A 24,332-nucleotide genomic window follows, 5' to 3' on the forward strand; every position below is an offset into this window, starting at 1 on the left:
CTCAAAGCTCCACGCGCAGAAAGTAAAGGGACAATCGCACGCGACACCATAACATCCGAAATACACCAAGACTGATCAACGGGCGTGCGGTGGACTTGCGACGGAGCGCCGGAACAACAGGCGCAGCGCGTCCGGTATGTTCTGGCCAAGGCCCGCCTTGACGACCAGCGGTGCGCGATCGATGCGTGAGGCGCATTTCTGCAGTGCCGGCTCGATCCGCGCCATATGCGGCCCCACGATTGCTTCGGACCATGCGTCTCCGACAAGCGCCACGGGCGGGTATTCGAGATACACTATCCCGATGCGGACGCCGTTCGCCTTGAGTGCCTCGCATTGCGCCAGATCGTCGGGCGAGAGTTCGCGGACCCAGCGCCGCTTCCCTTTGGGTTCATCCGCCATCCCGTCAGTGACAAGCAGCATGAGTTTGCGTGCCGGATGGGCTCCATATCCATGACCGTCGGCGGAGATCCTCGCCATCATTGCGGCCAGCATGGCTTTGAAATCAGTCGCCATGTCATCGTTGCAACTCGTGGCGAGCCGACAACCGTTCCTGTCCCATGTCGGCTGCATCGCGGCGAGGACGGGAAAGGCGGCGGGACGGAGTTTGCTTGTATCCGTCATGGCACTGGTCAGGGGTGTCGGCGCGCCTTCCCCGAACCCGAAGACCTGTAAACGCAGACGAGTATCGGGCCGCCCGGAAGTGCGGCCCAGCTCGCCCATCAGCGCGCGGGCGGCATCCGTTTCAGCATCGATGCGCAGCGGGATGTTCGCGCCGCCATAGAGAGATCCATAATGGCGCGAGGCCCAGTAGGGATCAGCATAAGTTCCGTTTTCCGCCCATGCCCGATTAAGGCATGCATATCGTTCGACCTGATCAGGGGCCTGCTCGCATTTTTCCAGATCCGGGGCGGGCTTGACCTTGCCGTCCGTGCCCAGAAAGACGGTGGCACCGTTCCGATCATGGACCGCAACGCCATCCTGTTGCGGGTTCTGCTCGTGGCAGGCATAGGCGCAGCCCCTCGAGGATTTCGAGGTCGTGGCCTTTATCATCGCCGAGATGCCAGCGGCACTTGTTGGCAGCAACATGGATGGAGAGGTGTCGAGGACAAGGTAGATGTCGGTCGGCCGCCCGGGGACAGGTCGATCGAATTCGGCCGAAGCTTTCGCTGCCGCGGCCTCCAACAGGCGGACCGCTGCGGGATCTGGGGCTTCGAAAACAAAGGTGTCGTCACTTTGGGCGTCAGCCACAGGCCCGGTGACGGTGATCTTGATGTCCTTGTGGATTTCGCCGCCCTGGCCATCCGATATCGCGATCAAGTAATCCAGGACTGTGCTTTGCCCCTCTTTCAGATAGGCAAAGCGGTTGTTGAGCTTGTCCTCCAGGGAAAAACTCCAGTCAATGCTGGCACGCGAATCGCCAGAACTCGATTCGCCATTGCATGTGAACATTGCCGCAAGATCGGCGCTGGAAATTTTGTTGCCGACATCTCCCGCTTGGGCCACATTCAAGACTCTTGCAGAAATGGTGTCCAGTTCGTGCGGATTCTTTACTTCGATCGAACCGCGCAAATAGCCGCCACCGGCGAAGTCGCCGATACTGACCGGGTCGGGAGAATCGGCCTCGGTAATCTCCATGCCGCCGTCGGACGGGCTCAGCCGATATCGAAGTTCGCCGATCGTCCACTTCGTCCCATCGGAGAAGTTTATGGTCTGAATGCCATGCGTATTCGTGTCCGATCGGGTCATCGCGTCCGCCATGGTTATGACGTCGCCGTGCCCGAACGACAGCAGGATATCGCCCCCCGGTGTTTTCGTGACTGCGGTTCGCGCAGCAGACAATCCGGGACCGAGATTCAAGACGTTATCCTCATTGGGTCCTTCAGGATCGACCTCATCAATCCTCAGCTTTCCGTATCCAGCATTGTATAGAATCGTATCGCCGCCCCCTTTCGAAACGATGGTCCTGGCGAACCCCTTTGGATCGAAAGAAGATCCTTGCCCACTGCCATAGAGATGCGTGTTTCGAGCAGAGCCGGTATTGGCAAGATTCAGTATTTCATCTCTAGACCAAGTGTCACCATTGGCGAATCCTACTGTAACGTAGCCATAGTCTTTATTGAATCTTTCTAATAGAATCCTGTCTCCGGTCGAAAATACGATAGAGACATTGCCATATTTATCAGAAAATACGTAAGCATCTTTAGCCGATATGCCAGTTCCTGCTTTAATATAGGGAACTCCGGATATCCTCTTTGCATCTATGATTAAATCGCCGTCACCCTGCTGAATTGTAATTATTTCAGAGCGGCGAATTCCTAGCGGTACGATGTCGTAAATACAGTCGCGACATTGCGTTTCCTGGGCGCTCGCCAGCCATGACGTGAGGGCAAGGCCGACAGCCAGGACAAGAAACAGCTTCATCCCCAAGTCCTCATCCCAAGTTCACCGCTCAACGTATATCAGCCAATCGTTAAGCGGTGGGACTGGCATGCCAAGCTCAAGGCTGCAGCGGCGTACTGGGATTACGGCGCCATTTGCCTTGATCCTTTAATCTCGCCCCTCCAGAACAGGATCTACTCGTCGGGTGAGAACCGAACCCGTACCCAGCCCCGGGTCGAAACCGCTTTCCCGTGCGCGTTACGCTTGGGAAGGAATTTGGCATTCCGCTCCATGTCCGCGCAGACTTTTGCGCCAAACCCGTCCTTGGGGATCGGCGCGGTGACCTTGCAGTGCTTCGCCGCTCCCGACGCCGTGATGTCGAAGGCGACCGAGACGAGTTGGGGCGCATAGTGACTCTCGGAATACTCGCTCCCGTCGATCCAGCGCTCGCGGGCGATCGGGGTGGCGCCGCCATATTGCGTGTTGTCCGCCGGCCACGATTTCGTCGTCGGCGACGGTGCCGCCTTTGGATGAGCGCTGGGTGGAAGGACGGCAGGCCTGGGCGCGAGCGCGGCGGCGAGGCAGCCGACGGCGACGAAGCCGGCCGCGGCGAGACCGAGACCTGTGCTGGTCCTCACCGGCCGGAGGCCAACCGCCGGCGTTTGCAATATGCCACTCGCTAGCCCTCCTCTGCCTGGATCACGTACGTCGGCATCGAACGGGTGAAATCGCCCCTTCCGAACCGCGGCTTGATCGCCAATCGTTATGTGATATCATGTCCAAAATCAAGGAGGGGCCGATGCGAAGACTCGCTTTAGCGCTAGCAGTGTCGATCTGGATTGGCGCCTGCGCCGCGTCCGCTGCTCCGCCAGCCGCGCCTCATGCTCGGGCGATGCGGGCCTTTGAGAGCGACCGGCAGTTCATCGCCTTCATGCGGCGTGTTGCCCAGCGTGAGCGCTTCATGTCGCCGCCGCCGATGGTGCCCCCCGCCCCTCCCCCGCCACCCTCAGCCGCGGAACCGGGGAGCCCGGTGGCGGTGGCAACCACGCCGGCCCAGAACATCGTGGTCACGGGCGCAAAGCCCGTCAGCATCACCAATACGCAGGAAGCCGATGTCGACGAGGGCGGGATCGTCAAGGTCGCGGGCGATCATCTCGTGATCCTGCGGCGCGGGCGGCTCTTCACGGTTTCGCTCGCCGGAAACAGGATGCGCAATGTCGATCATATCGATGCGTTCCCGCCGGGCTCGTCGGGCGACGCCTGGTATGACGAGATGCTGGTCAGCGGCGACCGGATCGTGGTCGTTGGCTATAGTTATGAGCGTGGCGGGACCGAGATCAACCGGTTCCGGATAGCGCCTAACGGCAAGCTGGCTTTCGAAGACAGCTATCATCTGCGTTCCAACGATTATTACTCGTCCACAAATTACGCGTCGCGTCTCGTTGGATCGACGCTGATCTTCTACACGCCGCTCGACCTCGATACCGAGAGGCCGCTCGACGCGCTGCCGGGATTGCAGCGCTGGACCGGCAATCCTGATGCTCCGTTCGCGCGTACGCTTCCGATAACGAAGCTCTATGTGCCCGAGCCGCTTCGCCGCAAGCCCGACGCCGATCTTTCGACGCTCCACTCAGTGACCCTGTGCGACCTTGCCACACCGCGCCTTGCCTGCCGCGCAACGGCGGTTCTCGGATCCTATTCGCGCACTTTCTATGTGTCCGGAGCGGCCGTCTATGTCTGGACCGACGGCGATCGCACGCCGACGGCCCGGTCCGGCGCGTTCGTCTATCGCCTGCCGCTCGATGGGTCGCCGCCGAGCGCGGTGCAGGCATGGGGCGGGCCGATCGACCAATTCTCCTTTGCCGAGGATCGTGCGGCAAAGCGGCTGAGTGTCGTCGTTCGCGCCGACAGCGATGGGGATGCGATGTGGCGGCCCGAGCATAGCGAAGGGGCTGCGGCGCTGCTCACCCTCCCCCTTGCCGCCTTTGGCGACGGGTCCCGGGTGATGAACGCGGCGGCATATCGTTCCTTGCCGCTCGGCGAGAACTCCTGGCGCTTCCACAATCGCTTCGTCGGGCGGCACCTCGTCTATAGTGCGGGCGCATTCAACGAACATGCGGGCATCAGCACCGTCTATGCGGTGCCGCTCAGTGGCGGGGCGATCGCGCATATCGCTGTGCCGCACGGCGTCGATCGCATCGACATCATCGGCGCCGACGCGATCGCGATCGGCAATGATGCGAAGGAGCGGCTTGGGTTCAGCGCGATCGAGCTCGCGGACAGGAGCCGGCTTGGCGACACCTATTTCCTGCCGGCGGCGCATGAAGGCGAACGTCGCAGCCAGGCGTTCTTTTTCCGGGCGGATGAGGGCAGTGCGAACGGCGCGTCGGGGATGCTCGGCCTCCCTGTGACGCGGGATCTGGGCAACTCTCCTGTCGCGCGCTTTCTGGGGTCCGGATCGGCGGTGGCCTTTCTCCGGCGCGACGCACGGCGCTTTTCGCCGGCGGGCGAGCTGGTTGCGAATGCCGAGGGCGCGCGGGACGATGCCTGCAAGGCGTCCTGCGTCGACTGGTATGGCAATGCGCGGCCGATCTTCCTGAACGACCGGCTGTTCGCGCTGATGGGCTATGAGCTTGTGGAGGGGCGCGTGGCCGGCGGTCTGGTCGGCGAGAGAGCGCGGCTCGATTTCGCGCCCGCGGGCGGTCGGTGAGGTGAAGGGTTGCGGGGCAGTGTATCAGGAGCGGCGGCGGCTCGCGAGTTTAGTATAGTGTCCCCGAAACTCTGATGCGTCGCGCCCAGCTCGCTTTTCGATGGCGCTTGGTTTGCCCGCTGGGCTAGTCTCACCGGCATGTCGATTTTGGACCGTATCGCCGGGCTGTTCTCCAAGCCCGCTCCCGCAAGCCCGGCGCCTCTGGCCGCCCCCACATATTCAGTGCGGACGGCGACTGTTATCGAGGCGCCGACGCCCCCTCCCCCACCCAAGTTGCCGACGCCGATCAGCCGGCGGGTGATCAATCGGACGGATTCGGACATCACCGCGCTGGAAGGGCCGGTGAAGGCCGATATCAGCATCAACCTCACCGGGTGCAAAAAGCTGCGCAGCCTGCCCGAGGGGCTGGTCACCGGCACGCTGACTTTGTCGTACTGCACAGCGCTCGAGGAATTGCCGGCCGGCCTGAGCGTCGCGTTTCTGGACCTGGACGGCTGCACCTCGCTCCGCGAGCTGCCGGAGGATCTGGTGCTGCGCGGCGGGCGACTGATCCTGAAAGGCTGCGCGCAATTGACGCATCTGCCCGAGGGCATGGGCGAAGTCGCGCATCTCGACCTGAGCGGCTGCGCGAACATCGACAGCCTTCCCGCCGGACTGACGATCACCTCCTCGATCGACGTGGCGGGCAGCGGCATAAGCGGCTTGCCTGACCCCGACGATGCGCCCGATTTCTACGATCAGGTCGGTATCAGGTGGAACGGCGTGGCGGTGTCGCGGCAGGTGGCGTTCGCGCCCGAGACGCTGACCCGCGAGGAGGTGCTGGCCGAGCGCGATCCGGAGGTCCGCCAGATCATGCTGGAGCGAACGGGCTACAAGGCCTGATTTTCGAACGCGGCGATGCGGTTGAGGGCCTCCCCGCGCGACCGGACGGCCGCGCGGCGCTCGACCAGCCCGGCGCCGAACAGCGTACCGAACCCGAACTCCTTCAAATGGCTGTAGCCGATATGGCAGTTGCAGCTTGGCTTCGGGCAGGCGCGCGGGGCCAGGCGCTGCCTGAAATCAGGATCATAGATGTTCCCGATCGGCGTATCGACGAAGTGGCAGCGCCGCGCCTCGCCGTCGCCGCGGACCGAGATGACCGTCTCGCCTGTGGCGCAGGGCCGGCCTCGGCTTGGCCAGGCGCGGTTGTTGAGCTCGAACAAAGGGTCGATCGCAGTGAGGCGCTCGATTTCCGAGTCCGTATAACAGCCCTGAATCGATTCCTCGGCGTTGATCCACAGATAGGCGGTGGCGGGCAGATCGGCGCGCAGCCGTTCGATCTCGTCGAAATGCGTGCGCAGGGCGACGACACCAACGCTGTAGCGCGCGCCCATGGCGTGGAGCGCGCTGATCTTCGCGACGAAACGGGCACGGTCGGTTTCGCCGGGATGATAGGTCGCCCAGAATGCAGCTGAACTGCGATCGGCCTCGGCGATCCAGCTCACCGGGCCGGAGAGGTTGGTCTGGACCGCGACGGTCTCGATATGGGGAGCATGCGACAGGCGGATGATCGTGTCGCGGTAATAGCGCCGGATCAGCGCCTCGCCCCAGGGGGTGAACAGGATCGACAAGGGGCTGGCCTGCGCCAGGGCCCAATCGGCGAAACGCTCGAGTTCGGCCCGGTCCGCAGCCAGCGTGGCGCGACTGTCCTTGCGCTTGGCGAAGGGACAATAGGGGCAGGCATAGTTGCAGCCCGACAGCGAGCCGCGCCAGAGAATGGTGAGGGCTTCGCTCATGTCACGCCTGCCGATCGCATCCGGGCGCGGACCGGGTCCGAGTAGAAAAGCGGTGGCAGCGCATCGGCATGTTCCAGGCCCGCGTCGGTCGGGCGGAGGATATGGCCGGCCTGTTCCAGCAGGCCCATGTCGCCGAGCGTCGCCAGCGCCGGGAAAGCGTCCAGCGGCGATCGGCCGAACAGGGCGGCGAAGCGTGCGGTATCGAGCCCGTCGCGGCGCAGGATGGATTTGAGGATATAGCGGCGCATCGCCTCGTCGGGCGGAATCTCGATGCCGAAATGCGCGAAGCGGAAGGAGTCAGCGTCGCTCGCCGCGAAGTCGTCGATGATATCGAGCACGCCGCGCCGGGTGACGGCATAGCGCGTCGCGTAATGGGCCCTGGCGGTGTAGGAGCGCGCGCCGGTGCCGAGACCCAGCACGCCATCTTCCTGACAGCTGAATTCATTGCCGGGCGTCGCGCTCGCACCATCACGGCGGAAGGCGCGCATCGACATCTGGCTATAGCCTTCAGCGAGCAGCAGATCGCGTCCGGCGCGGTAGAGCATGCGGCGGTGCTCGTCCTCAACCCGGCCGCGGCCGTCGAGCCCGGTGCGCGGGCGGACATAGAGCGGATAGAGGAACAGCTCCTCCGGCCGCCATGCGAGTGCGCGGCGGATCGAGTGGCACCAGCTTTCCCGGGTCTGGTTGGCGGCGCCATAGATCAGATCGATATTGAGCCGCCCGAAGCGATGCGCGCGGATCGTGTCGAGCGCGGTCGCGAGATCAGCGGGGTCCTGCGGCCGGCCCATCGCGCGCGTCTCGGCTTCGATGAAGGACTGGGCGCCGATGCTGATGCGATCGATATGCCAGTCAGACAGCAGCGCGATGGTCTCGGACGTGGCAGTGCTGGGCGAGGTTTCGATCCCGGTCGAAACACGGCGCGGATCGGCGTGCAACCGTGTGGCGATGCGACTGAACAATGTCTCGAGCGCTGCCGGGCCAAGCAAGGTCGGGGTGCCGCCGCCGATCGCGATCTGGACCGGGCGGATGTCGGCTATCTCTTCGGCGACCGCCTCGATCTGCCGGTCCAGCGCCGCAAGATAGCTGGTGACGCGGCTCTCGTCCGGGTTGGCGGTGGTGAAGAGGTTGCAGAAGCCGCAGCGCATCTCGCAGAACGGGATGTGCAGATAGAGAAAGGCGCGGTCCTTCGCCTCCCCTGCCCATAGATCGCGCAGGCTCAGCGGCTCAGGGAAAGCCCGATAGGCGTTCTTGTGCGGATAGCCATAAGCGTAATCCTGGTAGAGCGGGCCGAGATCGGCCGGCACCGGACGGGCGAGCATGGTCGACATCAGGCGGCATCCAGCCGGGACAGGATGCGCTGGGCATAGGGCACATCCCAGACCGTCGGATGGCCGATGCGATGGCCGTGATACTGATCCTCGCCGAACGCAGTGCCGTGATCCGAGCACAGGATCGCGAGCAGCGGGGCGCGGCGGCGGAGTGCGTCGAACAGCGGCGGCAGGTGGCGATCGACATCGGCGAGCGCGGCGCGCTGGCTTTCTGGCGTGTCGGTGGTGCCCTCCCCCCGGTAGAAATGGTGCGGCGGATGGCAGGCAGCGATGTTGATGAAGACGAACAGCCGCTTGCTCTCCGGTTGCGCCTTTATCCGGCCGAGCGCGCAGGCGACCTGATTGGCGGCGGACTCGCGGCAGGTGACGCCGAGGCTCTCATCCCACCAGCTTTCATGGAAAAGGCCGGGCAGCACTGAGCCGAGCGGCGAGCGCTTGTTGAAGAAGCCGGTGCCGCCGATGCAGATGCTGTGATAGCCTTGGGCGGCGAAGCCGGTGACGATATCGGCGGTGTCGAACTCGAGCGTGCCCTTGCCGGCCGTTTCCGCGCCGGGGAAACGCGCGGCGAACAGGCGGGAATGCGCATCGGGGTTCTGCTCGCGGGGCTCGACCGGTGTTGGCAGGAAGCCGGCGAAAAATGCCTGGTGCGCGGCGAAGGTGAAGCTTGCCGGCGTGTGGCGGCGTTCCCATCGGCCGTTCGGAAGCACAGCGGCGATATTGGGCGTCTCGCCCAGTTCCAACGCTTTTGCCGCGACATCGAAGCGCAGCGTATCGAAAGTGACGAACAGGATGTCATGAGTGCCGAGACAGGCGCGCGCGTCGATCGGGCTGGTCATGCCGCTGCCTTTTGCCCTGCGAGCATGGTGAAGATCTGGCGGACCTGCGCCTCGTGCGGTGTGAGGCCATCGACTATGACCTCTTTCACGAAGTCGCCGAAGACATTGACTTCGAGCACCGCATGGCTGCGGCCATCAGCGAGGATAGCGATATCGAGCCCGAGCACATGGCTGGCGGGGAAGCAGCGTGCGGCCTTGCGGGCGGTGGCCAGGATCGCTTCCCAGCTTTCGGTGCCGATGCGGCGGATCAGTGGCTCCACGGGGCCGCGCGTGCCGCCGAGATGGAGGTTGGTCATCGGATGCCGGCTGGTCCGCAGCACTGGGAAGATCGTGCCGTCAGCGAGCATCACCAGGCGCACATCGGCGACGCGGCCATGGATGCCGATCTTGGGCAGCCAGGGCTCGGCATGCAGGCCGAGCGGCGACAGGCGGTCGATCAGTTGGGCGATCTCGGTGCGGCTATCGAGGCGGCGCAGTTTGCGGGTCGCCCGGACGCCATCGCCATAAGGTTCGGCCGTAGTGATGGCGCGCCACTGATTACCGTGCCGGGCGAGCGCGATCATCCCCGCCGCCGCCGAGCCGTAGCGCAGTTTTACGAACATGCGCGGTCTGGGAAGGCGTTCCATCACATGGGCGAGCGTTTCGAAACGGGTGAAGGGAAACAGGCTGAGCGGGACCGGAATGGCCGCCTCGCGCAGCCGGGAGAGGGTGGCGGTCTTGTCGAAGCTGCAGGCGACTTCCTCCGCATTGGTGGACATGCTCGCGCCGCGCCGCTGCGCGATACGTGATGCCATGTCCACCGCTGCGGCGAGGCCGAAAGCGAGTTGTGCGGGCGAGCCGATATCGCCGTGAGCGAGCCGCGCTTCGCTGCCTGGCGGGAGGGTTGCGATCCCCTGCTCGCGCGTGGCCGCCTCGCCTGCACGGTAAAGCGCGGCGATGCTGGCGATGTCCTGATCGGGCGTGTCGAAGCGGAGATAGGCGCCGGGGTGAAGTGCCGCCTCCAATATCGTCGGATCGGCCAGGAATGCGCTCCAGCCTATCATCTGCGCCGGGTGCCCGAGATTTGCACAGGCGGCAGCGAAGCTGGCGTGGCGTGGGCCGGATTCAGGACCGAGCGAGACGATCCCAACCGGCTCTGCCGTCATTCGGAGACCGCGATGTAATAATAGACCTCGCCGTCCCCCTCGTCTTCTGCCGTCAGAGCCTCGTCGGCGACGAGATTGGGCGTGGCGCGACGCAGCGCCGCGACCGCATCGGCGCCGGCATAATGGTGCGAAATGTCGAGCTTTTCGAGGCGGCCGACCTTGCTTGAGGCGGCCAGTGCCTGGGCACCCTTGTCGGAGATCGTGCCCATCGAGAGATCCAGCACCTTGACCCGGTCGAGGATCGGCGCTTCGGCCAGGGCTTCGGCCAGCGCATCGCTATATTGGCTGTTGCGCAGGGCGAGCGTGTGCAGATCGGGAAACAGCTTGCCGGCGAACAGGTCGGCAAAATCGGCCACGGATGTGTTCGTGCCGTAATTCTCGTCGCCCAGCCAGAGCTCGAGATGGCGGATCGGCGCGTTTGCGGACAGCGCATCGCGCACGACGCTGAGCGGCAGGCCGCCAGCCTGGATCACCAGGCTCTGCAGGCTGCGATGGTTGATCGTGCCGAGGCTAAGGCCGTTGCCGCCGCGGATGGCGCACTCTTCGAGGCGGGGGAAAGCCGCCCAGATCGCGGAATAGTCGCCCTGTCCGATCCAGGAGATTTCATTCTCCTCGGAGATGATGTCGCCGAAAAACAGGGATCTCAGATCGGGCAGCCGATCCTTCTGAGAAACCAGCATCTCGATCGTGCTGGTCGGCGTGACATCATAGGCTTCGCCGTCTTCCATCCAGGCGCCGAACACGATCGCCTGTGTCGCGCCGACGCCGGGCTCGTCGAGCATCAGCGCGAGGAAATCGCGCAGCTCGAGCGTGTCGTCATAGTCGCAGCGGAGCCGCGGCGCGGTCGTGGCAAAATCGCGGACGTCTCCCGGTTTTTTGTAATCCACCACCGGTTTTCCGGCGAACGTCGTCAGGTTCTCGTAGATTGCCACCGCGCTCGCCTCCGCATTGCTTTAGGGGCCACTCTGGAAGGCGGCGGCGGCGCGTGTCAACGTGGCGGTGGCGGGAAATCGTTGGTTTGCGGGGATTCCGGGTTCGCGCCTTGCTCATCGCGGTGGACGTAGACGAAGGCGCGCCTGCCGGACGCCAGTCGCACTTCGATCCGGACATAGTCCGAGACTTCGTAGCTGTCGGCTCTGCTGAGATCCTCATCCGTTACCGCCAGGGCGACGCCGGGCACCTCTTCGTCCGGTCGTCCGCGTCTTAGAACGGGGTGGCTGTCCGAACCGCTCAGCGCGATCACGGCTGTGTCGGTGATCTCGAGCTGGTCGATCCTGAAGCCGGGCAGCGAGTCCCTGACCGACTCAAGCTGCCGGCCGAACAGCGCTTGCTGCACATCGGGCTGGGCCAGGGTGCCGTAGGAGAAGAGCCAGCCCTGCGGTGCCATGTGCGAACTCTCCGCCATCAGAGCCAACCGACGAGACATGCGGCGATGACGGCTATGCCCATCGCGATGTTGGACATTCTTTCGGCTGAGGGAGACAGCCGTATCCGTCCAAAGATCATGCCCAGGACGAGCCATGCCAGGTCGACGACCAGCATGACGAGCACGCACAGAGCCCATTTCAACGCTTCTTCAGCGGCGCCCGAACCTGCCTGCAGAAGGGTGAACGAGCCGAACAGGGATGCGAAGGCGAGATAGGCCTTTGGATTGGCGACGCCGAGGAAGAACGCGCCTTTGTTACTGAGCGACGCAGCGCTCCGGTCGCCGATCGCCGAACCGCCGACGGGCGCCGAGGCGATCGTCCAGGCCAGCCATATCAGATAGGCGGTGGCGACGACCATCAACCCGGTGCGCACCGTTGGAGACGTGTGGACGAAAGTGACGAGACCGACGGCGCTCACCCCCGCGGCGATGGCTAGCCCCAGTTGCATGGCGCCGTAGAAGCGCAAGGCCGCGCCCCTGTCGAAACTCCGCCCGACTGCGACCAGCGCGCTGATGCCCGGCCCCGGCGAGCCGAGCAGCGCGGTTGCCGCGAGAACGAAGGCCAGGACTTCATTGTTCACTGCGCGACTCACATATAAAGATATCTTTATATCGTTATATGTTTGTTCGAAGCGCCGCACAAGCGCCGCATTCGTCGCGTGTGATAGCCAGCCAATTGGGCGTCCCATCGCCCTGGTCGGCACGCGTGCCGGCGTGTGCAGAATAGCCGTGCGGAGGCAGGTTGCTCCTATCGAGCCGTCACGTTAGCATGCGCGCTTATGTGGATGTGGGAACTCATCGGGGATTTCCTGGAAACGGATTTCATCCTTAGCGAGGGTAAACGGCCCTGGTGGATTCGGGCGCTTTGGGTCGTCTTTCTTCTGCCCTTTGCCGTGGTGTTGATCGCCTTCCTGATGGACCATCATTAGTCCTGGGCCAGTGCGGATATTGCCGGCCGAAAATTCCGGGTCCGGCGAGCGGGCGGTTTCAGGGACTGCCCAATTAACAACGGCATATTTCGGCACTTCGGGGGCAAGCATGGCAAATCGATTTTTCGTTCGGGCGCTGGCACTTTACCTGGCCGCATTCGGCCTGTCGTCCGCTGCCGACGCGGCCGCGAATTATACAAAGCCTGGTTTTGCGTTCCCGTCCGATCGCAAGGCAATTGTCCTGGTCGCTTACCCGGACGTTCAGATGAATCGCCAGGGCAAGGGCGGCGAAGAGATCCCCTCCCCCGAATGGACAAATCAGGCTCAGCGAAATCTTCAGGCATCAATGCTCAGTTCGAAACTGCCCGCAATCGTAGAACTCAAGTTCATGACTGCCGAGCAAGCGGCCGCCTCACCAGCCTATTCAGACCTCTTGGCGGCGTATCGTCAGCGCACCTCCGAGATGATTTTCAAGGTGCCGCAGGGCTCTCCCGACGTCACAAAGGCGAAAAAATGCCGCTGCACATATGACTTCGCCGAAGTTAAGGACCGCGTTGCCGCTGCGTTCGGTCCTGCCGACTTTGTGTTGTTCATCAACCAAATTGATACCTATGCCTCCTCTGGCCAGATCCTGGGTGAAATTGCCGGCGCGATGGCTGGGGAAATGGTGGCGCCCGGAGGTGCGATGCGACGAACCCGGTATCACGCAGGGAACGCGATCCTGTTCGACGCGAAATCCGGCGAGGTCGTATGGATGCACGGCGATGGCGCATTTGGCGGAGACCTTCGAAAGCCGGAAAGCGCAGCGGTTCGCGTCGAACAGGCCCTGTCGGGCTTTCCCGGCCTCAAAAAATAGCCAGGTCAGATGGGGTAATCGCACTTGTGACTCAGGCCCCTCGCCTCAGCGAAGCCCCTCCAGCCATAGCGGCGGACAGATGGTCGCACGCTAGGCCAATGGCTCGCCGAGACGGTGGGCCGACCACCCTGGGCCCGGCAAGCCACGACCGGTGAGCCGGCCAATTTCAGCTAAGCGTCGTACATGCTCCGCCGTCGCTACCTGATCAAGATCTCAAAGCTCAGCAATAAGCCCCTCCTGACGGTGATTTTTGCCAGGAACACTGATTGCGCGACCGTCGCCGCTGCCCGCCGCATGATAAGTGACCTTCTTCCCTGTCAGCGCGAGCGCTTGTGTGTCGAGACCAGTGTATCCGAATGGCGCAGCGTCCTTCCACAGCCTCCGCAGTGAAAGGCGGCCTCTCGGGCGCAGATGCGCGGGGATCGTTCAAGGAGGGCGCGGGCAAACGAAGGCTCCGCAATTGAAGAGCGGACATCTGCGGTGACCGGCGACCGCTGCCCGCTCAACTTGCGGCCTGGCCTCGCAGCCATTCCGGTGGCCATGTGACAATCGGTTCGCGCTCTCGCCACTCTTCCCAGTCAGCGCCCCAGTTTTGCTTCAGGTACAGATCGAATACCCGATCGAATTCATCCGCTTCCCCTGCGGTAGTGATACCCGCATCCTCTTTGGCCAATTGCCTGACGGCTTTTACGCTGTCCTCATCGACGACGACATAGAGGCCAAAGGCGCTCATGCAGTGTTCGCCCTCGCCGCTCCATTTTGTGTCGATTCCGGCGTCGTGCAACCTTTGCCTTGCTGCCACGATGGCTGGATGAGCGTCGAAATGCGCGGCGGTTATGGCTTCGAGCTGCTCCCAGCTGATATGAGAATAGTCGAATTCCAGTTCTATGTTGTCGCCGCCATAGCTGCCATATCCGCCAAATCCACCCAGACTGGACACAGTGCGGGTGGCGCGAAAATGGACAGCGCTGATCCATTTTGCATGCATGTTGATCAACAGACGATCGATTTGCATGCTGCTAAGGCACCAGTTCGACCTGCTCTCCAGCGCCTCAGCTATTTCCGGCGTTATCCACTCAGGCTGTATGCCCGTTTTGTGCTCTGGGGATATGGCCGCGGACAATGGCAGGGGATGCAGGAGCCGAGGATGCAGGGGCCGCAATTCGTTCTTGGGACGGAAATTCTTGAATAGCCGATACAACAAAATCACCACCTGCTTCCGTCGTGGGTTTCATCTATCGGCAACACCTTAAGAACAAGAGAAATACTGGCGCCTGCGAGCATCGCCTTGCCAACGCGCCCCCAAGCGCCCATAGCGGCCCATCGAGTTTCGGCCGAACGACCTGGCCCCGCCGCAATATGCGTGCCGCTTCCCAAATCCAGACCTCGAACCGACCGCCCTGCACCCTGTACGGCGGCACTTATCATGATCAAGGAATACCCCATGGCTACGGGAACGGTAAAATGGTTCAACGCGCAAAAGGGCTTCGGCTTCATTCAGCCTGACGACAACAGCACTGACGTGTTCGTGCACATCAGCGCCGTCGAGCGCGCCGGCATGACCGGCCTCGATGAGAACCAGAAGGTCTCCTACGAGATCGTCGCCGACAAGCGCAGCGGCAAATCCTCAGCCGAGGAACTGCGCGCCGTCTGATCGGCACCAGCGAGACGTTGAGCCCCGTGCCCGGTCCGCCGGGCGCGGGGCTTTTTATTGTCTGGGTGGTGCTGGGAAATGCGAGATTGGCCCTAAGCAATGAGGCTGTCAGGTGGGTTGGGAGTTAAGGGCTAGTCGCACATAGTACCGTAATGACCCGGACCGGCACGAGCCGCTACGTTAGCATCCACGCCCACGAGACGCCGCGCGTGTAGATAGGTAAGCCGCCTGGAGGCAGTTTGCGCGTGTCGCGTGCTCTCCGAAGTTTCCGTAACGACCCGGACACAGCCGCAATAGCCGTGCGGGCCGGTGCCGAATTTCCCCGGGATATGTGGTGGCTCGAGCATAAGAGATCCGCCATCAAAGCGGCCCAGAACCAAGCCGTCCCGGCGAAGGAGTCACACCGCAATGCCCTCGTTTTCCATCTCGGCCCCTGTCTGGCTGCTCGCGATGCTGATCCCGAGCGGCAATGTTGCGCGGGCGGAAGCACCGTCTCCGAGCTTTTCATGCAAGGTGGCGAAAACCGATGTGGAAAAGGCCATCTGCGCCGATCCGGAGCTCTCGGACGACGACCGGAAAGTCGCATCGGCCTATCAGGCAGCGCTGAAAACCGTGCCGCCGGCTGACCTCGCCGCGTTTCGTCAAAATCAGCGAGAGTGGCTCTATAGTCGCGACTTCGGTTGCACCCCGGAGGACCGGGCTTCCTGCATCAAGGCACGCTATGTGGACCGCCTCAAAACGCTTCAGTTCGAGATCCGCTCGCCGCGCGAAGGTTTGAATAACATGCTGTGGACGGACGGCGTCGCCTGCGCCGGCGGCAAGGCCCTGATCCGCTTTGAGCATGCAGGTGAATCCGACGGAACGCTCGACAACGCCCCGCCCGACATCGGCGGACCGCTGGCGCATGCGATCGCCAGCAAATCCCAATGCAGGCTCGCAGACGGAAGGATCGTGCGCTTCAAGACAGCGAGCCTCGGCGATCACCAGGCCAGCGGCGAATGTGGCGCGGAAGACTCCCAGCTCTATTCAGTCTGGATCGGCGACGACAAGATCATCAGTCGGGAACGCCGTGCCGGGAAATGTGATTCCAACCCGGTTCGCGCGATCTTTCTCGACGGCCATCGGCTTGTTCAGTGCGCGGAAGAAAAAGGCCCGTTTGACGAGAAGGCGGACACCCACAGCTGCAACGATATCTCGACGAGACTTCGCAAGCCAATCCATGACACGCTTCCGTCCGGCCAGTTCACCATCACCTACGCAGCCAGGGACATGCGTGGCTTTTGCGAAGGGATGATCCATCCGAGCAAGCCGGACGAAAGCGAACCGGACTGGCCGCAGAAAACCGTCGCACCGGCGGACACCGCGACGCTGACGGGACCGAGGTTCGATCTCAACAATAGCGGCCATCCTCAGCACGTCATCACCATCGCGGGCGAGAATCATTTCTTCGACGGCAATTTCTTCCTGATCGCGCCGCGTTCGATGTCTGCTGAAGCCGTGGCCAAGGTGGTGGAGAAGCAATCGGACGAGCCTGACCCCGCTGCCGCGCGCAAGCTCGGCTTCCAGGTCTTCGCCGGCGATCAAACGCCGTACCGGGAGCCGCGATACGTCCGACACACCGCGTTTCGCAAAGACGGTGCGACCTGGCTCTACGCGACCTGGGCCGCTAACCTGCTGGAACAGCCGACCGCGATGATCACCAGGCCGCAAAGCAACGGGACGCAGAAGCTGATCTGCTCCTATCAGGCTACTCCCGATCTTTGAGCGCTGAGCTCTAACGACGACGGATGCGGGACGTTCGGTGTTTGGCACGCCCGCCAATTGGCGATGGTGCTGGCGCCTATTTAATATAGTGTCCCCGAATTCCCTGGTGTCCGAATTCCCTGTGGGAATCCTCGGGCTTTGGAGGCGGATCATTCCACGACTATGATTGTCTCATGTCGCAACGAAATGTCTGGAATACCTTCCACCCAACCGAAGGATGCAAGCAAATCCTTTGCCATGCCCCGGAGTGTATCCCAGCCAGGATCGCTTCGCAGATGCTGGTTCAGCCAGAACGGATCATTGGGTTCAAACGCACTCAGGAAATCATCGATCAGATCTACAGCCTGCTGCTGTTCAAGCGTTCCTCCACCGGCCATTCTGAGGTATCGGACGCCATCCTCCCAGGCCTCCACTAAATCTTCAGTGATGCCCTCGGTACCTCCGAAGACGCTCACCTGCAGGTCGTAGGATAGAGCCAGAACCCGCGCTCCATATTCCAGAATATCGAGCATCTCAGCGCGGCTCATTTTGCTCGTCATGGTTTTCCGCAACCTCACCGTTTCGTGCTCGATGCTGATCCGCCGCTCGCCCAAGTCAAGCTCAAACCGGATCGGGTGCTTTCCACCACTTCAGCCGTTCCACTTATGAGTCTGCGGCCTATTTGGCGGTGGAAGTGCGGCGCGCCGTGGGAATGCTTAGCCGGCGGTCATGCAGCGCCCGCTGGGAACTAGCTGCTAGCCTCGGAGAGCGGTTGCTCCTAGGGGCGTCGGCCTTGCGCAGGGAAAACCCGGGGGATGCCATTTTGAAGTGTTTGCGGATCGCGGCGATTGCCGGTGCCTTTTTGGGGCTCTCGCTTGCGCAGGCCGGCCAGGCATCGCCGGCGACGCCTCCCGTCAAGGTGACCGGGGGCATGGTCTCGGGATCGCAAGACGGCGGCCTCGACGAATATTTCGGCGTTCCCTTTGCGGCGCCGCCGGTTGGCGACCTTCGCTGGCGCAGGCCGCAGCCGGTCGTGCCGTGGAAGGGGATCAGGGCCGCGCGGGCCTTCGCGCCGGCGTGTGCCCAGACCGCGACCTGGATCACCAATCCCAAGAGCGAGGATTGTTTGTATCTGAACGTCTGGGCGCCGCGACATGCGAAGCGGCTTCCGGTCATCGTGTGGATCCATGGCGGCGCGATGGATAGCGGCACTGCCGCGGTGCCGGTGCAGAATGGCGCCAACCTCGCGAAGCGCGGTGCCATTGTCGTCACGGTGAATTATCGGCTCGGGATATTCGGCTTTTATGCCTCACCCGAACTGAGCGCAGAGACGCCGGGGCATGTCTCCGGGAACCAGGGCATTCTCGACCAGATCGCGGCGTTGCGCTGGGTGAAGAGCAACATCGCGGCCTTTGGCGGCGACCCCGAGCGCGTGACGATCATGGGGAATTCGTCGGGCGGTGAATCGGTTGCGCTGCTGGTTGCATCGCCGCTGGCGAAGGGCCTGTTCCAGCGCGCCATCGCCGAGAGCGGCAATGATGCGATGCCGATCAGCCCGGAGGACAATGCGCGCTTCGACGCGAAGGCTGTGGCGGAAGCGAAGGGCGCGGCGTTCGCCAGGGCTGCCGGCGCCGAGCGTCTGGCGGATCTGCGCAAGCTGAGCGTTGCCGAGCTGCAGAAGCGGGAGTGGGTGCCGCGCGTCTATGTCGACGGGCATCTGCTGCAGGCTGACCTGACCAGCATCTACCGCAATCACCAGCAAAATGACGTGCCGTTGCTGGTTGGGTGGACCGCCGAGGAAGGGAAGGATCTGGTCGGCTATTATGTGGACCCGAGCAAGTCGACCGCGGCCGGGCATGTCGGCCAGCTGACGACTTTTCTGGGGCGTCCGCCCACCGACCGGTTGCTGGCCGCTTATCCCGGCGCGACCGATGCCGGGGCTGCCGCCTCGATCATTCAGCTGACCAATGACTGGTGGGGCTGGCGGATGGTGCATTGGGCGGCGCTGCAGGCGAAATATGGCCGTGCCAATTCTTACGTCTATTATTTCGCGCACCGCCCTGCCGCGCCGCCGAGCCCGTGCACCTGGGGTTGCGGGGCGGGTCACGGCGTCGATGTCCAGTATATGCTCGACAATCTCGATGTGGATGCGCGGGTCTGGGCGCCGGGGGATCGGCAGCTGGCCAAGCGGCTTGGTGATACCGTGGTTGAATTCGCCCGGTCCGGGAGTCCTGCCGGCAAGGGGTTGCCGGTTTGGCCGGTGTTCGACGGGCGTGAGGGGTCTATCCTGCTCTTGGGGAACCAGAGCGAGCTTGAGGCGCATCCGGTGCCGGATTTCTCGGTATTTTCGGGACCTCTGGATGTGGTTCGCGAGCCGAGCGGAGCCCGTGCTGGAGGCCGATGATCTTTGGCGGCGACCGATCGGACGTGAGGGGAAGAGCGGCCATTGGGGAGCAGCCGGGTGGCTGGCGTGATTCTACGCGGCTGCGATGATCTCGATCTCCACGAGCCAATCAGGTGACAGGGTTTCGACGACGATAGCGGTGGTTGGGATGCGCCGCGTCCCCAACGCCTCGATCCGGGCGCGCGCATTTGCCTCGGCGAAGTCGGCGTTGCGCAGATAGCTGGTGAGGCGGACGATATTGTCCGTTGTCATGCCTGCTTCGGCAAGGATGCGCCTGATATTCTTCCAGATCAGCGTGAGCTGCGCATCGAGCGATTCTGGTGCCGCGCCGTCTTCGTCGAGCCCCATGGTGCCGCTGACGAACAGCAACCGCCCTGCCCCACTCACCTCGATCGCGTGGATGTAATCGGGGGTGGCTGCATAAATCCCGTCGGCTGGGTTGATCGCCCTGGTTTGCAAATATGCCTCCTGAGGTGCTGGTAGTCGGCTACGCCGCGCTATGCGCGTAGCTCAGGATGCGGCTTACGCGCCATTTTCCGTCGGCGCCAAGGACCCATACCATAGCGAATTTTGCCTTGCCGGCGAGCTTCTCGGTGCCGTCCTTGCCCTTGCGCTCGTAGAACAAATGGTCGCCCGTTTCCATCGCGCCCCAGCCAGGCACCGGATCGACATGCACTGAGGTGCGGACCAGTTCCCGCCGGGACCGCCAGGTGGTCGGGTCCTCCCGGTCCTTGCAGTTCTTCGCGAAGATGGCGACGAACTCATCCGCATTGTGGACATTGAATCCACCCTTGTCGTGATAGAATTCGACATCGTCGGTCAGGTAGCCGCGGAAGCGCGGAAGATCGCACGAGCCTTCGAAGAACAGCTGGAAGAACTCGCTCTCGACCCTGACCAGCTGGTCAGTAAGGGCTGGTTGATCGGGGATGACGACGGCGATGGGAACGGGGGCCGCCGCCGCGGCGAGAGCAAGCCAGATCATAGGTTTATTCCATCAGTGTGTTGTGTAGATAATACACGAGAGATTCGGCTTGGCAAGCCGGTTCCCGCGTTACCTCAGCGCGCTGCGATCGCCACGATGTACAGCGCCGTGGCACCCGTGCAGGCAAGCGTGCGGACATGGTTCCACAGCGTCCAGTCCCTGAGATAGCGAGCCCAGATCGCCCCGCCCTCGGTGCTGGCGGGAGCGACCGCGGCGAGTGCGTCGTTGAGCGGCACGTTGAAGAGCATCGTCACCACGAACATGCCGAGCACATAGATCGCGCCGCCGGCCAGCATCGGGAGGGCGCCGGGCTCGCTCCAGCGGAAGATCGCCAGCCCAGCGAGCGCGGCGCTCACCAAGGTGGTGCCGAGGAAGAGCGGCATGAAGGACGACCTGACGATGTCGACATTGATCGCGTTCATCGCCGAGATGCCAGCGGCCTGATCGATCCGGCCGAGCGAAGTCATGATGAAGGCGGAAAAGGCGAAATAGAGGCCGGCGAGGAGGCCGCAGCCGATGGCGGAAAACCAGAGCGAAGCGGTGACGAGTGGCTTCAGCATGGGGGCGATCCTTTCTTGTAAATGCGAGATAGTCTCGTATTTGCAAAACGCGATAAACTCTCACATTAATGGCGTCAAGCACATGTCGGAAAAGGATCAGCGGTGGCAGCGGGCAAAGCGAAACGCGAGACGGCGGACACCGCGCGGCAGGGATTGGCGCGTGTTGTCCCCACCCAGCAACGCAGCCGCGAACGGTTCGAACGTATCCTGCAATGCGCGGCCGAGGTGATGGCCGAGAAGGGCAGCGAGGCGTTCCGGATGAGCGATATCGTCGAGCGGAGCGGCGTGGCGTTCGGATCGCTCTATCAATATTTCCCGGACAAGACGGCGATCATCGGCACCCTTGCCGAGCGCTACAACGCGATCGGCCGCGCCTGTGTGGCGCGCGATCTGGCTGCGGTGGGGGGCGTGGCGGATGTGTACCCGGCGCTGTGCAGGATCACGGACAGCTATTACCAGATGTTCGTCGATGAGCCGCTGATGCGCGACATCTGGACGGCGACGCAGGCGGACCGGGCGCTGCAGGCGCTCGATGCCGAGGATGGGGCGTATCTTTCGGGCCTGCTCAGCGACACGCTGCGGCCGCTTGCGCCGGGCATTCCGGCCCCTGCCCTCACCGCTTTCGCCGAGCTGACCATGACGCTGATCGCGGCGGCCGTGCGCCACGCCATCCTCCTGGAACCGCGCGAGGCACGGCGGGTGCTTGCGCTGTTCAAGAAGCTGCTGCCACGGGATTTATCGGCGGTCGATTGATCGGGTCTTGCGGCGTTGGGACAACCGCCGGCTGACGGCGTAATTAGTATAGTGTCCCCAAATTGTGAGCGGGTGGCAAGCGGCTGGCGCCTGTGCCACCATGGTCGGGCCAGTCTCACAGGAACACCGCATGTTCGATTTAGTCGGAATCTTCGCCAGAATGTTCACACCGTTCCAGGATGGCTATCTCTATTACGGCTCCCATTGGAGCGGCGGGAAGTTCGTCACGCAGGCTGAGTATGATACGCTCCTCGCCCGCTGGCGCAGGGTCGCGGGCCCGGTCGGCATGCTGAAATTCGCCGGCTGCATGTTCGCCACGATCGTCGCGAGCGTTTTCATCTCCGTTGGTTTCGGCCTGCCCGAATGGCTCAATCAGGCCCTGACGCTCATGGTCATGCTTTCCCTCATTGCCTGGATCCTGTGGCACGCTCTCGCGCCGCTATGGCTTGTCCGGGGAAGAGAAGCTGTTGCGCCGCCGCGATCCATGTCAGAATCGATGCGCGTGACCCGGGCCATGATCCCCTGGCCGATGGTGATCGGCATCGGGCTGATCAGCGGGCTTGTCTTCATCGCGATCCTCACCCACCCGGCGCACGAGACCTCCTGGTGGGCCGGGCTGATCGGCAGCGGCGCAATGTCCGGCATTTGTGGATGGGTCGGCTGGAAGAAGCTTCACGACCGGTAAGGTCGGCGATGCCGCCGCGCGGCAAAGCTCAGTCGCGGATGGGTTCGACCGGGCCGGTCACAAAGGAACGCGACCATCCTTCAGCGCTGATCAGGCGACCGCCTTCGAAGGTGAAAGCGATCGGGTAGACATCGTTGCTGCGCGTATCGATGAACTCGACATCGACCTTCTCGCCCGCGCAGGCGTTTTCGATCGGCGTGAGGATATAGTCCCATCCGAGAAACCGAAAACGGTCGGCCTTCATGAGGCGGGCGAGTGCGCGGGCGCCGGGCACGCCGGTGCCGAGGGGGCGGCCGACATCGCCGGCGCCGAGCGAGAAAGTCGCTGAGGGCGCCAGCATCTGCTGAAGGGGCGGATCGACGTCGGTCTTCGCCGCCGCGGCGCGGTTCACGATGTCGACTGCCCTGAGGCTTAGTGCAGATCGCAGGTCGGCGATCGTCTTCGCCTCGCTGAACGCGCAACTATCGGCAGGCGCGCGGGCGATAGCGGCCGGAGCGCCGACGAGGAGCGGCGCGATAGCAAGCGCGATGAAGACGCGGGCGCGCGATGGACGTAACCAGTCCCGTTGGCGCGCCACCCTATTTCCTGACCGAAAATTCATAGGGAATGTAGAGGAACACCTCGGTGTTGCTGACCTGCTTCCACGCGATGGCCTTGTCGAGGCCGGTGACGTCCAAGCCATAGTCCGGGCCATAGAAAGTCACGGCGTGCTGGGAGCCGGTGGCGATGCGGCGGTAGATTTCGTCGCGATATTGCTCTGGGTTGATGATCGTGAGGGCCAATTGGCCCTTCTGCTCGATCTGCGAGCGGCCCGTGGCGGGGACGGATTTGACGAAAGCGTTGATCTTCTGCTGGGCGCTGCCGATCGAGCCGTTCAGCTTCGTCTTCACCTTCAGATGCGCCGTCGCGGTGCCGCCGCTGTCCTCGAATGCCGGCGGTGCCTTGCCATTGTCATCGTCGTCATCGTCTTCGTCATCGCCGGTCGAATCTTCCTTGCCGGCGAGCGCGGGGAACTGGTCCTGCCAATTGGCACGGGTGACCTCGACCAGTTCGAACTGGCCGGTGACGAGGCTGAACCCGTCGCGTTTCGCGCGGTCGATCGCGTCGAGCAGCATCGCCTGGACTTCGCGTTTGCGCATTGCCTCATCGCGCGAATCCGAGACGATCTCGATGGTCCGCACTGCGGAATCCGCCGTCCGTTTCAGCCCGATGACCGGTGGCGACTGGACGATCCCGCCGGGCCTTGAAAGACTGTTGAGCTTGCTGCCGGTGACAATGATTTCATTGCTGTTGCTGTCATCGTCCTGCGCCAGCAATGGACTGGCGACGAAGGCAAGGCTGCCAAGGACCGCGAGGGCGAGCGCTTTCATGGCTGTTTTCCCGATGAGAGTCATTTGGGAAGGATCGTGTAGTGGTAGGGCACGTAGAGGAACACGTCCGTCCCGCTCACCTGAGACCAGGCGACCTGCCCGTCCACACCCGTCACCTGGACGGCATAATCCGGGCCGAACATCGCGGCATAATGGCGGGCGTTCTCAGCCACCAAGGTCACGATCGCGTCGCGATACTGATCGGGGTTGACGATGGTGAGGGTCAATGCGCCCGTTTTGTCCAGCGTCCCGCGGCCGGTGCGCGGCACGGCTTTGATGAAGGCGTCGAGGCGCTGCTCAGCCGCGGTGGTCGAGCCGGCGAGCTTGACCTTGACCATCAGGTTGACCTGGCTGGTGTCCACGCGCCCGGCGGAGAGCATGGGCAGATCCTGGTAGTTCGCCCTGGTGACCGGGACCAGTTCGAAGCTCCCCGTCACCAGCTCGACACCGGCGGCGGCGGCGTGATCGAGTGCGGCGAGCAATATAGTGTGGATCTCGCGCTTGCGGACTGCCTCGTCGCGCGAATCCGATACGATCGAGATTTGCAGGACTGCTGAATCGGCCTGCCTGCGAAGGCCGACCACGGGGCGCTCCTGTTGAGCAAAGCGCGCGCTGTTACGGTTGCCGTTGACGACCACCTCACCCAGGCCGAGAGAATTCATATCCTGCGCAAGTGCCGGAACGGCGGCGCTGCCAAACATTGCCGCCGCCAGAAGAAATCCTGATTTCATCATCTTCCCTCCCGAAACGAAAGGGTCGGTCGTTTCGGCGGGAATGGCAAGCGTAAAAGGGGTGAA

At 63.0% G+C, this 24,332-nt stretch carries 26 protein-coding genes; 9 read left to right on the top strand and 17 right to left on the bottom strand.

The genetic code is table 11. From position 1 onward, the window contains the following. Positions 1-75: 75 nt before the first annotated feature. Entirely contained in the window at positions 76-2,421 is a 2,346-nt protein-coding gene (locus AC1DVS_RS18475) for a hypothetical protein (RefSeq protein WP_478025382.1), read from the bottom strand. 152 nt (positions 2,422-2,573) lie between these two features. After that, positions 2,574-3,017 (bottom strand): energy transducer TonB, encoded by a 444-nt coding sequence (locus AC1DVS_RS18480; protein ID WP_478025383.1) that lies wholly within the window; start codon positions 3,015-3,017, stop codon positions 2,574-2,576. 161 nt (positions 3,018-3,178) lie between these two features. On the opposite strand from AC1DVS_RS18480, the gene AC1DVS_RS18485 reads away from it, so the two are divergent. Both AC1DVS_RS18485 and AC1DVS_RS18490 read left to right on the top strand, forming a co-directional pair. Beyond that, the gene (locus AC1DVS_RS18485; RefSeq protein WP_478025384.1) at positions 3,179-5,089 is read left to right on the top strand and encodes a beta-propeller domain-containing protein; all 1,911 of its coding nucleotides are present in this window, start codon (positions 3,179-3,181) and stop codon (positions 5,087-5,089) included. A 138-nt stretch (positions 5,090-5,227) separates the two neighbouring features. Beyond that, positions 5,228-5,971: a hypothetical protein gene (locus tag AC1DVS_RS18490; RefSeq protein WP_478025385.1), complete on the top strand. Its 744-nt coding sequence runs from the start codon at positions 5,228-5,230 to the stop codon at positions 5,969-5,971. Here AC1DVS_RS18490 and AC1DVS_RS18495 read toward each other — a convergent pair. Genes AC1DVS_RS18495 through AC1DVS_RS18525 form a run of 7 tightly spaced genes read right to left on the bottom strand, consistent with a single transcriptional unit; the run spans position 5,959 to position 12,180 of the window. After that, positions 5,959-6,864: an STM4011 family radical SAM protein gene (locus tag AC1DVS_RS18495; RefSeq protein ID WP_478025386.1), complete on the bottom strand. Its 906-nt coding sequence runs from the start codon at positions 6,862-6,864 to the stop codon at positions 5,959-5,961. The genes AC1DVS_RS18490 and AC1DVS_RS18495 overlap by 13 nt on opposite strands. Beyond that, complete coding sequence (locus AC1DVS_RS18500) at positions 6,861-8,192, bottom strand: STM4012 family radical SAM protein (RefSeq protein WP_478025387.1); 1,332 nt, start codon at positions 8,190-8,192, stop codon at positions 6,861-6,863. Before AC1DVS_RS18500 ends, AC1DVS_RS18495 begins: the two co-directional genes overlap by 4 nt. Next, positions 8,192-9,028, bottom strand: coding sequence for an STM4013/SEN3800 family hydrolase (locus AC1DVS_RS18505; protein WP_478025388.1), 837 nt, complete (start codon positions 9,026-9,028; stop codon positions 8,192-8,194). The genes AC1DVS_RS18500 and AC1DVS_RS18505 overlap by 1 nt, the downstream gene beginning before the upstream one ends. Next, entirely contained in the window at positions 9,025-10,173 is a 1,149-nt protein-coding gene (locus AC1DVS_RS18510) for an STM4014 family protein (protein ID WP_478025389.1), read from the bottom strand. The genes AC1DVS_RS18505 and AC1DVS_RS18510 overlap by 4 nt, the downstream gene beginning before the upstream one ends. After that, positions 10,170-11,105, bottom strand: coding sequence for an STM4015 family protein (locus tag AC1DVS_RS18515; protein ID WP_478025390.1), 936 nt, complete (start codon positions 11,103-11,105; stop codon positions 10,170-10,172). Before AC1DVS_RS18515 ends, AC1DVS_RS18510 begins: the two co-directional genes overlap by 4 nt. A gap of 56 nt (positions 11,106-11,161) precedes the next feature. Further along, positions 11,162-11,560: a gamma-glutamylcyclotransferase family protein gene (locus tag AC1DVS_RS18520; protein WP_478025391.1), complete on the bottom strand. Its 399-nt coding sequence runs from the start codon at positions 11,558-11,560 to the stop codon at positions 11,162-11,164. Between the two features lie 17 nt (positions 11,561-11,577). Beyond that, complete coding sequence (locus tag AC1DVS_RS18525) at positions 11,578-12,180, bottom strand: LysE family translocator (RefSeq protein ID WP_478025392.1); 603 nt, start codon at positions 12,178-12,180, stop codon at positions 11,578-11,580. A 204-nt stretch (positions 12,181-12,384) separates the two neighbouring features. On the opposite strand from AC1DVS_RS18525, the gene AC1DVS_RS18530 reads away from it, so the two are divergent. Further along, the gene (locus AC1DVS_RS18530; RefSeq protein WP_478025393.1) at positions 12,385-12,528 is read left to right on the top strand and encodes a hypothetical protein; all 144 of its coding nucleotides are present in this window, start codon (positions 12,385-12,387) and stop codon (positions 12,526-12,528) included. A gap of 109 nt (positions 12,529-12,637) precedes the next feature. Further along, positions 12,638-13,384: a hypothetical protein gene (locus tag AC1DVS_RS18535; RefSeq protein ID WP_478025394.1), complete on the top strand. Its 747-nt coding sequence runs from the start codon at positions 12,638-12,640 to the stop codon at positions 13,382-13,384. 502 nt (positions 13,385-13,886) lie between these two features. Here AC1DVS_RS18535 and AC1DVS_RS18540 read toward each other — a convergent pair. Then, positions 13,887-14,399: a hypothetical protein gene (locus AC1DVS_RS18540; RefSeq protein ID WP_478025395.1), complete on the bottom strand. Its 513-nt coding sequence runs from the start codon at positions 14,397-14,399 to the stop codon at positions 13,887-13,889. Between the two features lie 429 nt (positions 14,400-14,828). On the opposite strand from AC1DVS_RS18540, the gene AC1DVS_RS18545 reads away from it, so the two are divergent. Together AC1DVS_RS18545 and AC1DVS_RS18550 are read left to right on the top strand one after the other, a co-directional pair. Then, positions 14,829-15,038 (top strand): cold-shock protein, encoded by a 210-nt coding sequence (locus AC1DVS_RS18545; RefSeq protein WP_478025396.1) that lies wholly within the window; start codon positions 14,829-14,831, stop codon positions 15,036-15,038. Between the two features lie 450 nt (positions 15,039-15,488). Further along, entirely contained in the window at positions 15,489-16,802 is a 1,314-nt protein-coding gene (locus AC1DVS_RS18550) for a lysozyme inhibitor LprI family protein (RefSeq protein ID WP_478025397.1), read from the top strand. Between the two features lie 149 nt (positions 16,803-16,951). On the opposite strand, the gene AC1DVS_RS18555 is transcribed toward AC1DVS_RS18550, so the two are convergent. Further along, the gene (locus AC1DVS_RS18555) at positions 16,952-17,341 is read right to left on the bottom strand and encodes a hypothetical protein (protein WP_478025398.1); all 390 of its coding nucleotides are present in this window, start codon (positions 17,339-17,341) and stop codon (positions 16,952-16,954) included. A gap of 263 nt (positions 17,342-17,604) precedes the next feature. Here AC1DVS_RS18555 and AC1DVS_RS18560 point away from each other — a divergent pair, with 263 nt between their 5' ends. Continuing rightward, positions 17,605-19,185 (top strand): carboxylesterase/lipase family protein, encoded by a 1,581-nt coding sequence (locus tag AC1DVS_RS18560; protein ID WP_478025399.1) that lies wholly within the window; start codon positions 17,605-17,607, stop codon positions 19,183-19,185. A 72-nt stretch (positions 19,186-19,257) separates the two neighbouring features. Here the strand turns inward: AC1DVS_RS18560 and AC1DVS_RS18565 are convergent, their stop codons facing one another. The 3 genes from AC1DVS_RS18565 to AC1DVS_RS18575 all read right to left on the bottom strand — a co-directional run bounded on the left by AC1DVS_RS18565 (position 19,258) and on the right by AC1DVS_RS18575 (position 20,727). Next, entirely contained in the window at positions 19,258-19,644 is a 387-nt protein-coding gene (locus tag AC1DVS_RS18565; protein WP_478025400.1) for a RidA family protein, read from the bottom strand. A gap of 28 nt (positions 19,645-19,672) precedes the next feature. Continuing rightward, entirely contained in the window at positions 19,673-20,167 is a 495-nt protein-coding gene (locus AC1DVS_RS18570) for a nuclear transport factor 2 family protein (RefSeq protein WP_478025401.1), read from the bottom strand. Between the two features lie 74 nt (positions 20,168-20,241). Further along, complete coding sequence (locus tag AC1DVS_RS18575; RefSeq protein ID WP_478025402.1) at positions 20,242-20,727, bottom strand: anthrone oxygenase family protein; 486 nt, start codon at positions 20,725-20,727, stop codon at positions 20,242-20,244. A 102-nt stretch (positions 20,728-20,829) separates the two neighbouring features. Between AC1DVS_RS18575 and AC1DVS_RS18580 the strand changes: the two genes are divergently transcribed. Both AC1DVS_RS18580 and AC1DVS_RS18585 read left to right on the top strand, forming a co-directional pair. Next, complete coding sequence (locus tag AC1DVS_RS18580) at positions 20,830-21,480, top strand: TetR/AcrR family transcriptional regulator (protein WP_478025403.1); 651 nt, start codon at positions 20,830-20,832, stop codon at positions 21,478-21,480. A gap of 130 nt (positions 21,481-21,610) precedes the next feature. Next, positions 21,611-22,165 carry a hypothetical protein gene (locus AC1DVS_RS18585; protein WP_478025404.1) on the top strand — a complete coding sequence of 185 codons (555 nt, stop codon included), beginning with the start codon at positions 21,611-21,613 and terminating at the stop codon, positions 22,163-22,165. Between the two features lie 28 nt (positions 22,166-22,193). Here the strand turns inward: AC1DVS_RS18585 and AC1DVS_RS18590 are convergent, their stop codons facing one another. The 3 genes from AC1DVS_RS18590 to AC1DVS_RS18600 are packed head-to-tail and all read right to left on the bottom strand — an operon-like array spanning position 22,194 to position 24,266. Further along, on the bottom strand, positions 22,194-22,742 hold the full coding sequence (locus AC1DVS_RS18590) for a hypothetical protein (RefSeq protein WP_478025405.1): 549 nt from the start codon (positions 22,740-22,742) through the stop codon (positions 22,194-22,196). Position 22,743: 1 nt separating this feature from the next. Continuing rightward, positions 22,744-23,535, bottom strand: coding sequence for a hypothetical protein (locus AC1DVS_RS18595; RefSeq protein WP_478025406.1), 792 nt, complete (start codon positions 23,533-23,535; stop codon positions 22,744-22,746). Between the two features lie 20 nt (positions 23,536-23,555). Continuing rightward, positions 23,556-24,266, bottom strand: a complete 711-nt coding sequence (locus tag AC1DVS_RS18600) for a TonB-dependent receptor (RefSeq protein WP_478025407.1) — start codon at positions 24,264-24,266, stop codon at positions 23,556-23,558. Between the last annotated feature and the right edge of the window lie 66 nt (positions 24,267-24,332).

It is taken from the genome of Sphingomonas sp. P3_C5, from assembly GCF_056402635.1.

What these genes read in the sequence shown, in the direction of transcription:
- AC1DVS_RS18475 (WP_478025382.1), bottom strand. Translation starts at nt 2,421, where the DNA reads ATGAAGCTGTTTCTTGTCCTGGCTGTCGGCCTTGCCCTCACGTCATGG.
- AC1DVS_RS18485 (WP_478025384.1), top strand. Translation starts at nt 3,179, where the DNA reads ATGCGAAGACTCGCTTTAGCGCTAGCAGTGTCGATCTGGATTGGCGCC.
- AC1DVS_RS18490 (WP_478025385.1), top strand. Translation starts at nt 5,228, where the DNA reads ATGTCGATTTTGGACCGTATCGCCGGGCTGTTCTCCAAGCCCGCTCCC.
- AC1DVS_RS18495 (WP_478025386.1), bottom strand. Translation starts at nt 6,864, where the DNA reads ATGAGCGAAGCCCTCACCATTCTCTGGCGCGGCTCGCTGTCGGGCTGC.
- AC1DVS_RS18500 (WP_478025387.1), bottom strand. Translation starts at nt 8,192, where the DNA reads ATGTCGACCATGCTCGCCCGTCCGGTGCCGGCCGATCTCGGCCCGCTC.
- AC1DVS_RS18505 (WP_478025388.1), bottom strand. Translation starts at nt 9,028, where the DNA reads ATGACCAGCCCGATCGACGCGCGCGCCTGTCTCGGCACTCATGACATC.
- AC1DVS_RS18510 (WP_478025389.1), bottom strand. Translation starts at nt 10,173, where the DNA reads ATGACGGCAGAGCCGGTTGGGATCGTCTCGCTCGGTCCTGAATCCGGC.
- AC1DVS_RS18520 (WP_478025391.1), bottom strand. Translation starts at nt 11,560, where the DNA reads ATGGCACCGCAGGGCTGGCTCTTCTCCTACGGCACCCTGGCCCAGCCC.
- AC1DVS_RS18530 (WP_478025393.1), top strand. Translation starts at nt 12,385, where the DNA reads ATGTGGGAACTCATCGGGGATTTCCTGGAAACGGATTTCATCCTTAGC.
- AC1DVS_RS18535 (WP_478025394.1), top strand. Translation starts at nt 12,638, where the DNA reads ATGGCAAATCGATTTTTCGTTCGGGCGCTGGCACTTTACCTGGCCGCA.
- AC1DVS_RS18540 (WP_478025395.1), bottom strand. Translation starts at nt 14,399, where the DNA reads ATGCAAATCGATCGTCTGTTGATCAACATGCATGCAAAATGGATCAGC.
- AC1DVS_RS18545 (WP_478025396.1), top strand. Translation starts at nt 14,829, where the DNA reads ATGGCTACGGGAACGGTAAAATGGTTCAACGCGCAAAAGGGCTTCGGC.
- AC1DVS_RS18550 (WP_478025397.1), top strand. Translation starts at nt 15,489, where the DNA reads ATGCTGATCCCGAGCGGCAATGTTGCGCGGGCGGAAGCACCGTCTCCG.
- AC1DVS_RS18555 (WP_478025398.1), bottom strand. Translation starts at nt 17,341, where the DNA reads ATGACGAGCAAAATGAGCCGCGCTGAGATGCTCGATATTCTGGAATAT.
- AC1DVS_RS18570 (WP_478025401.1), bottom strand. Translation starts at nt 20,167, where the DNA reads ATGATCTGGCTTGCTCTCGCCGCGGCGGCGGCCCCCGTTCCCATCGCC.
- AC1DVS_RS18575 (WP_478025402.1), bottom strand. Translation starts at nt 20,727, where the DNA reads ATGCTGAAGCCACTCGTCACCGCTTCGCTCTGGTTTTCCGCCATCGGC.
- AC1DVS_RS18585 (WP_478025404.1), top strand. Translation starts at nt 21,611, where the DNA reads ATGTTCGATTTAGTCGGAATCTTCGCCAGAATGTTCACACCGTTCCAG.
- AC1DVS_RS18595 (WP_478025406.1), bottom strand. Translation starts at nt 23,535, where the DNA reads ATGAAAGCGCTCGCCCTCGCGGTCCTTGGCAGCCTTGCCTTCGTCGCC.
- AC1DVS_RS18600 (WP_478025407.1), bottom strand. Translation starts at nt 24,266, where the DNA reads ATGAAATCAGGATTTCTTCTGGCGGCGGCAATGTTTGGCAGCGCCGCC.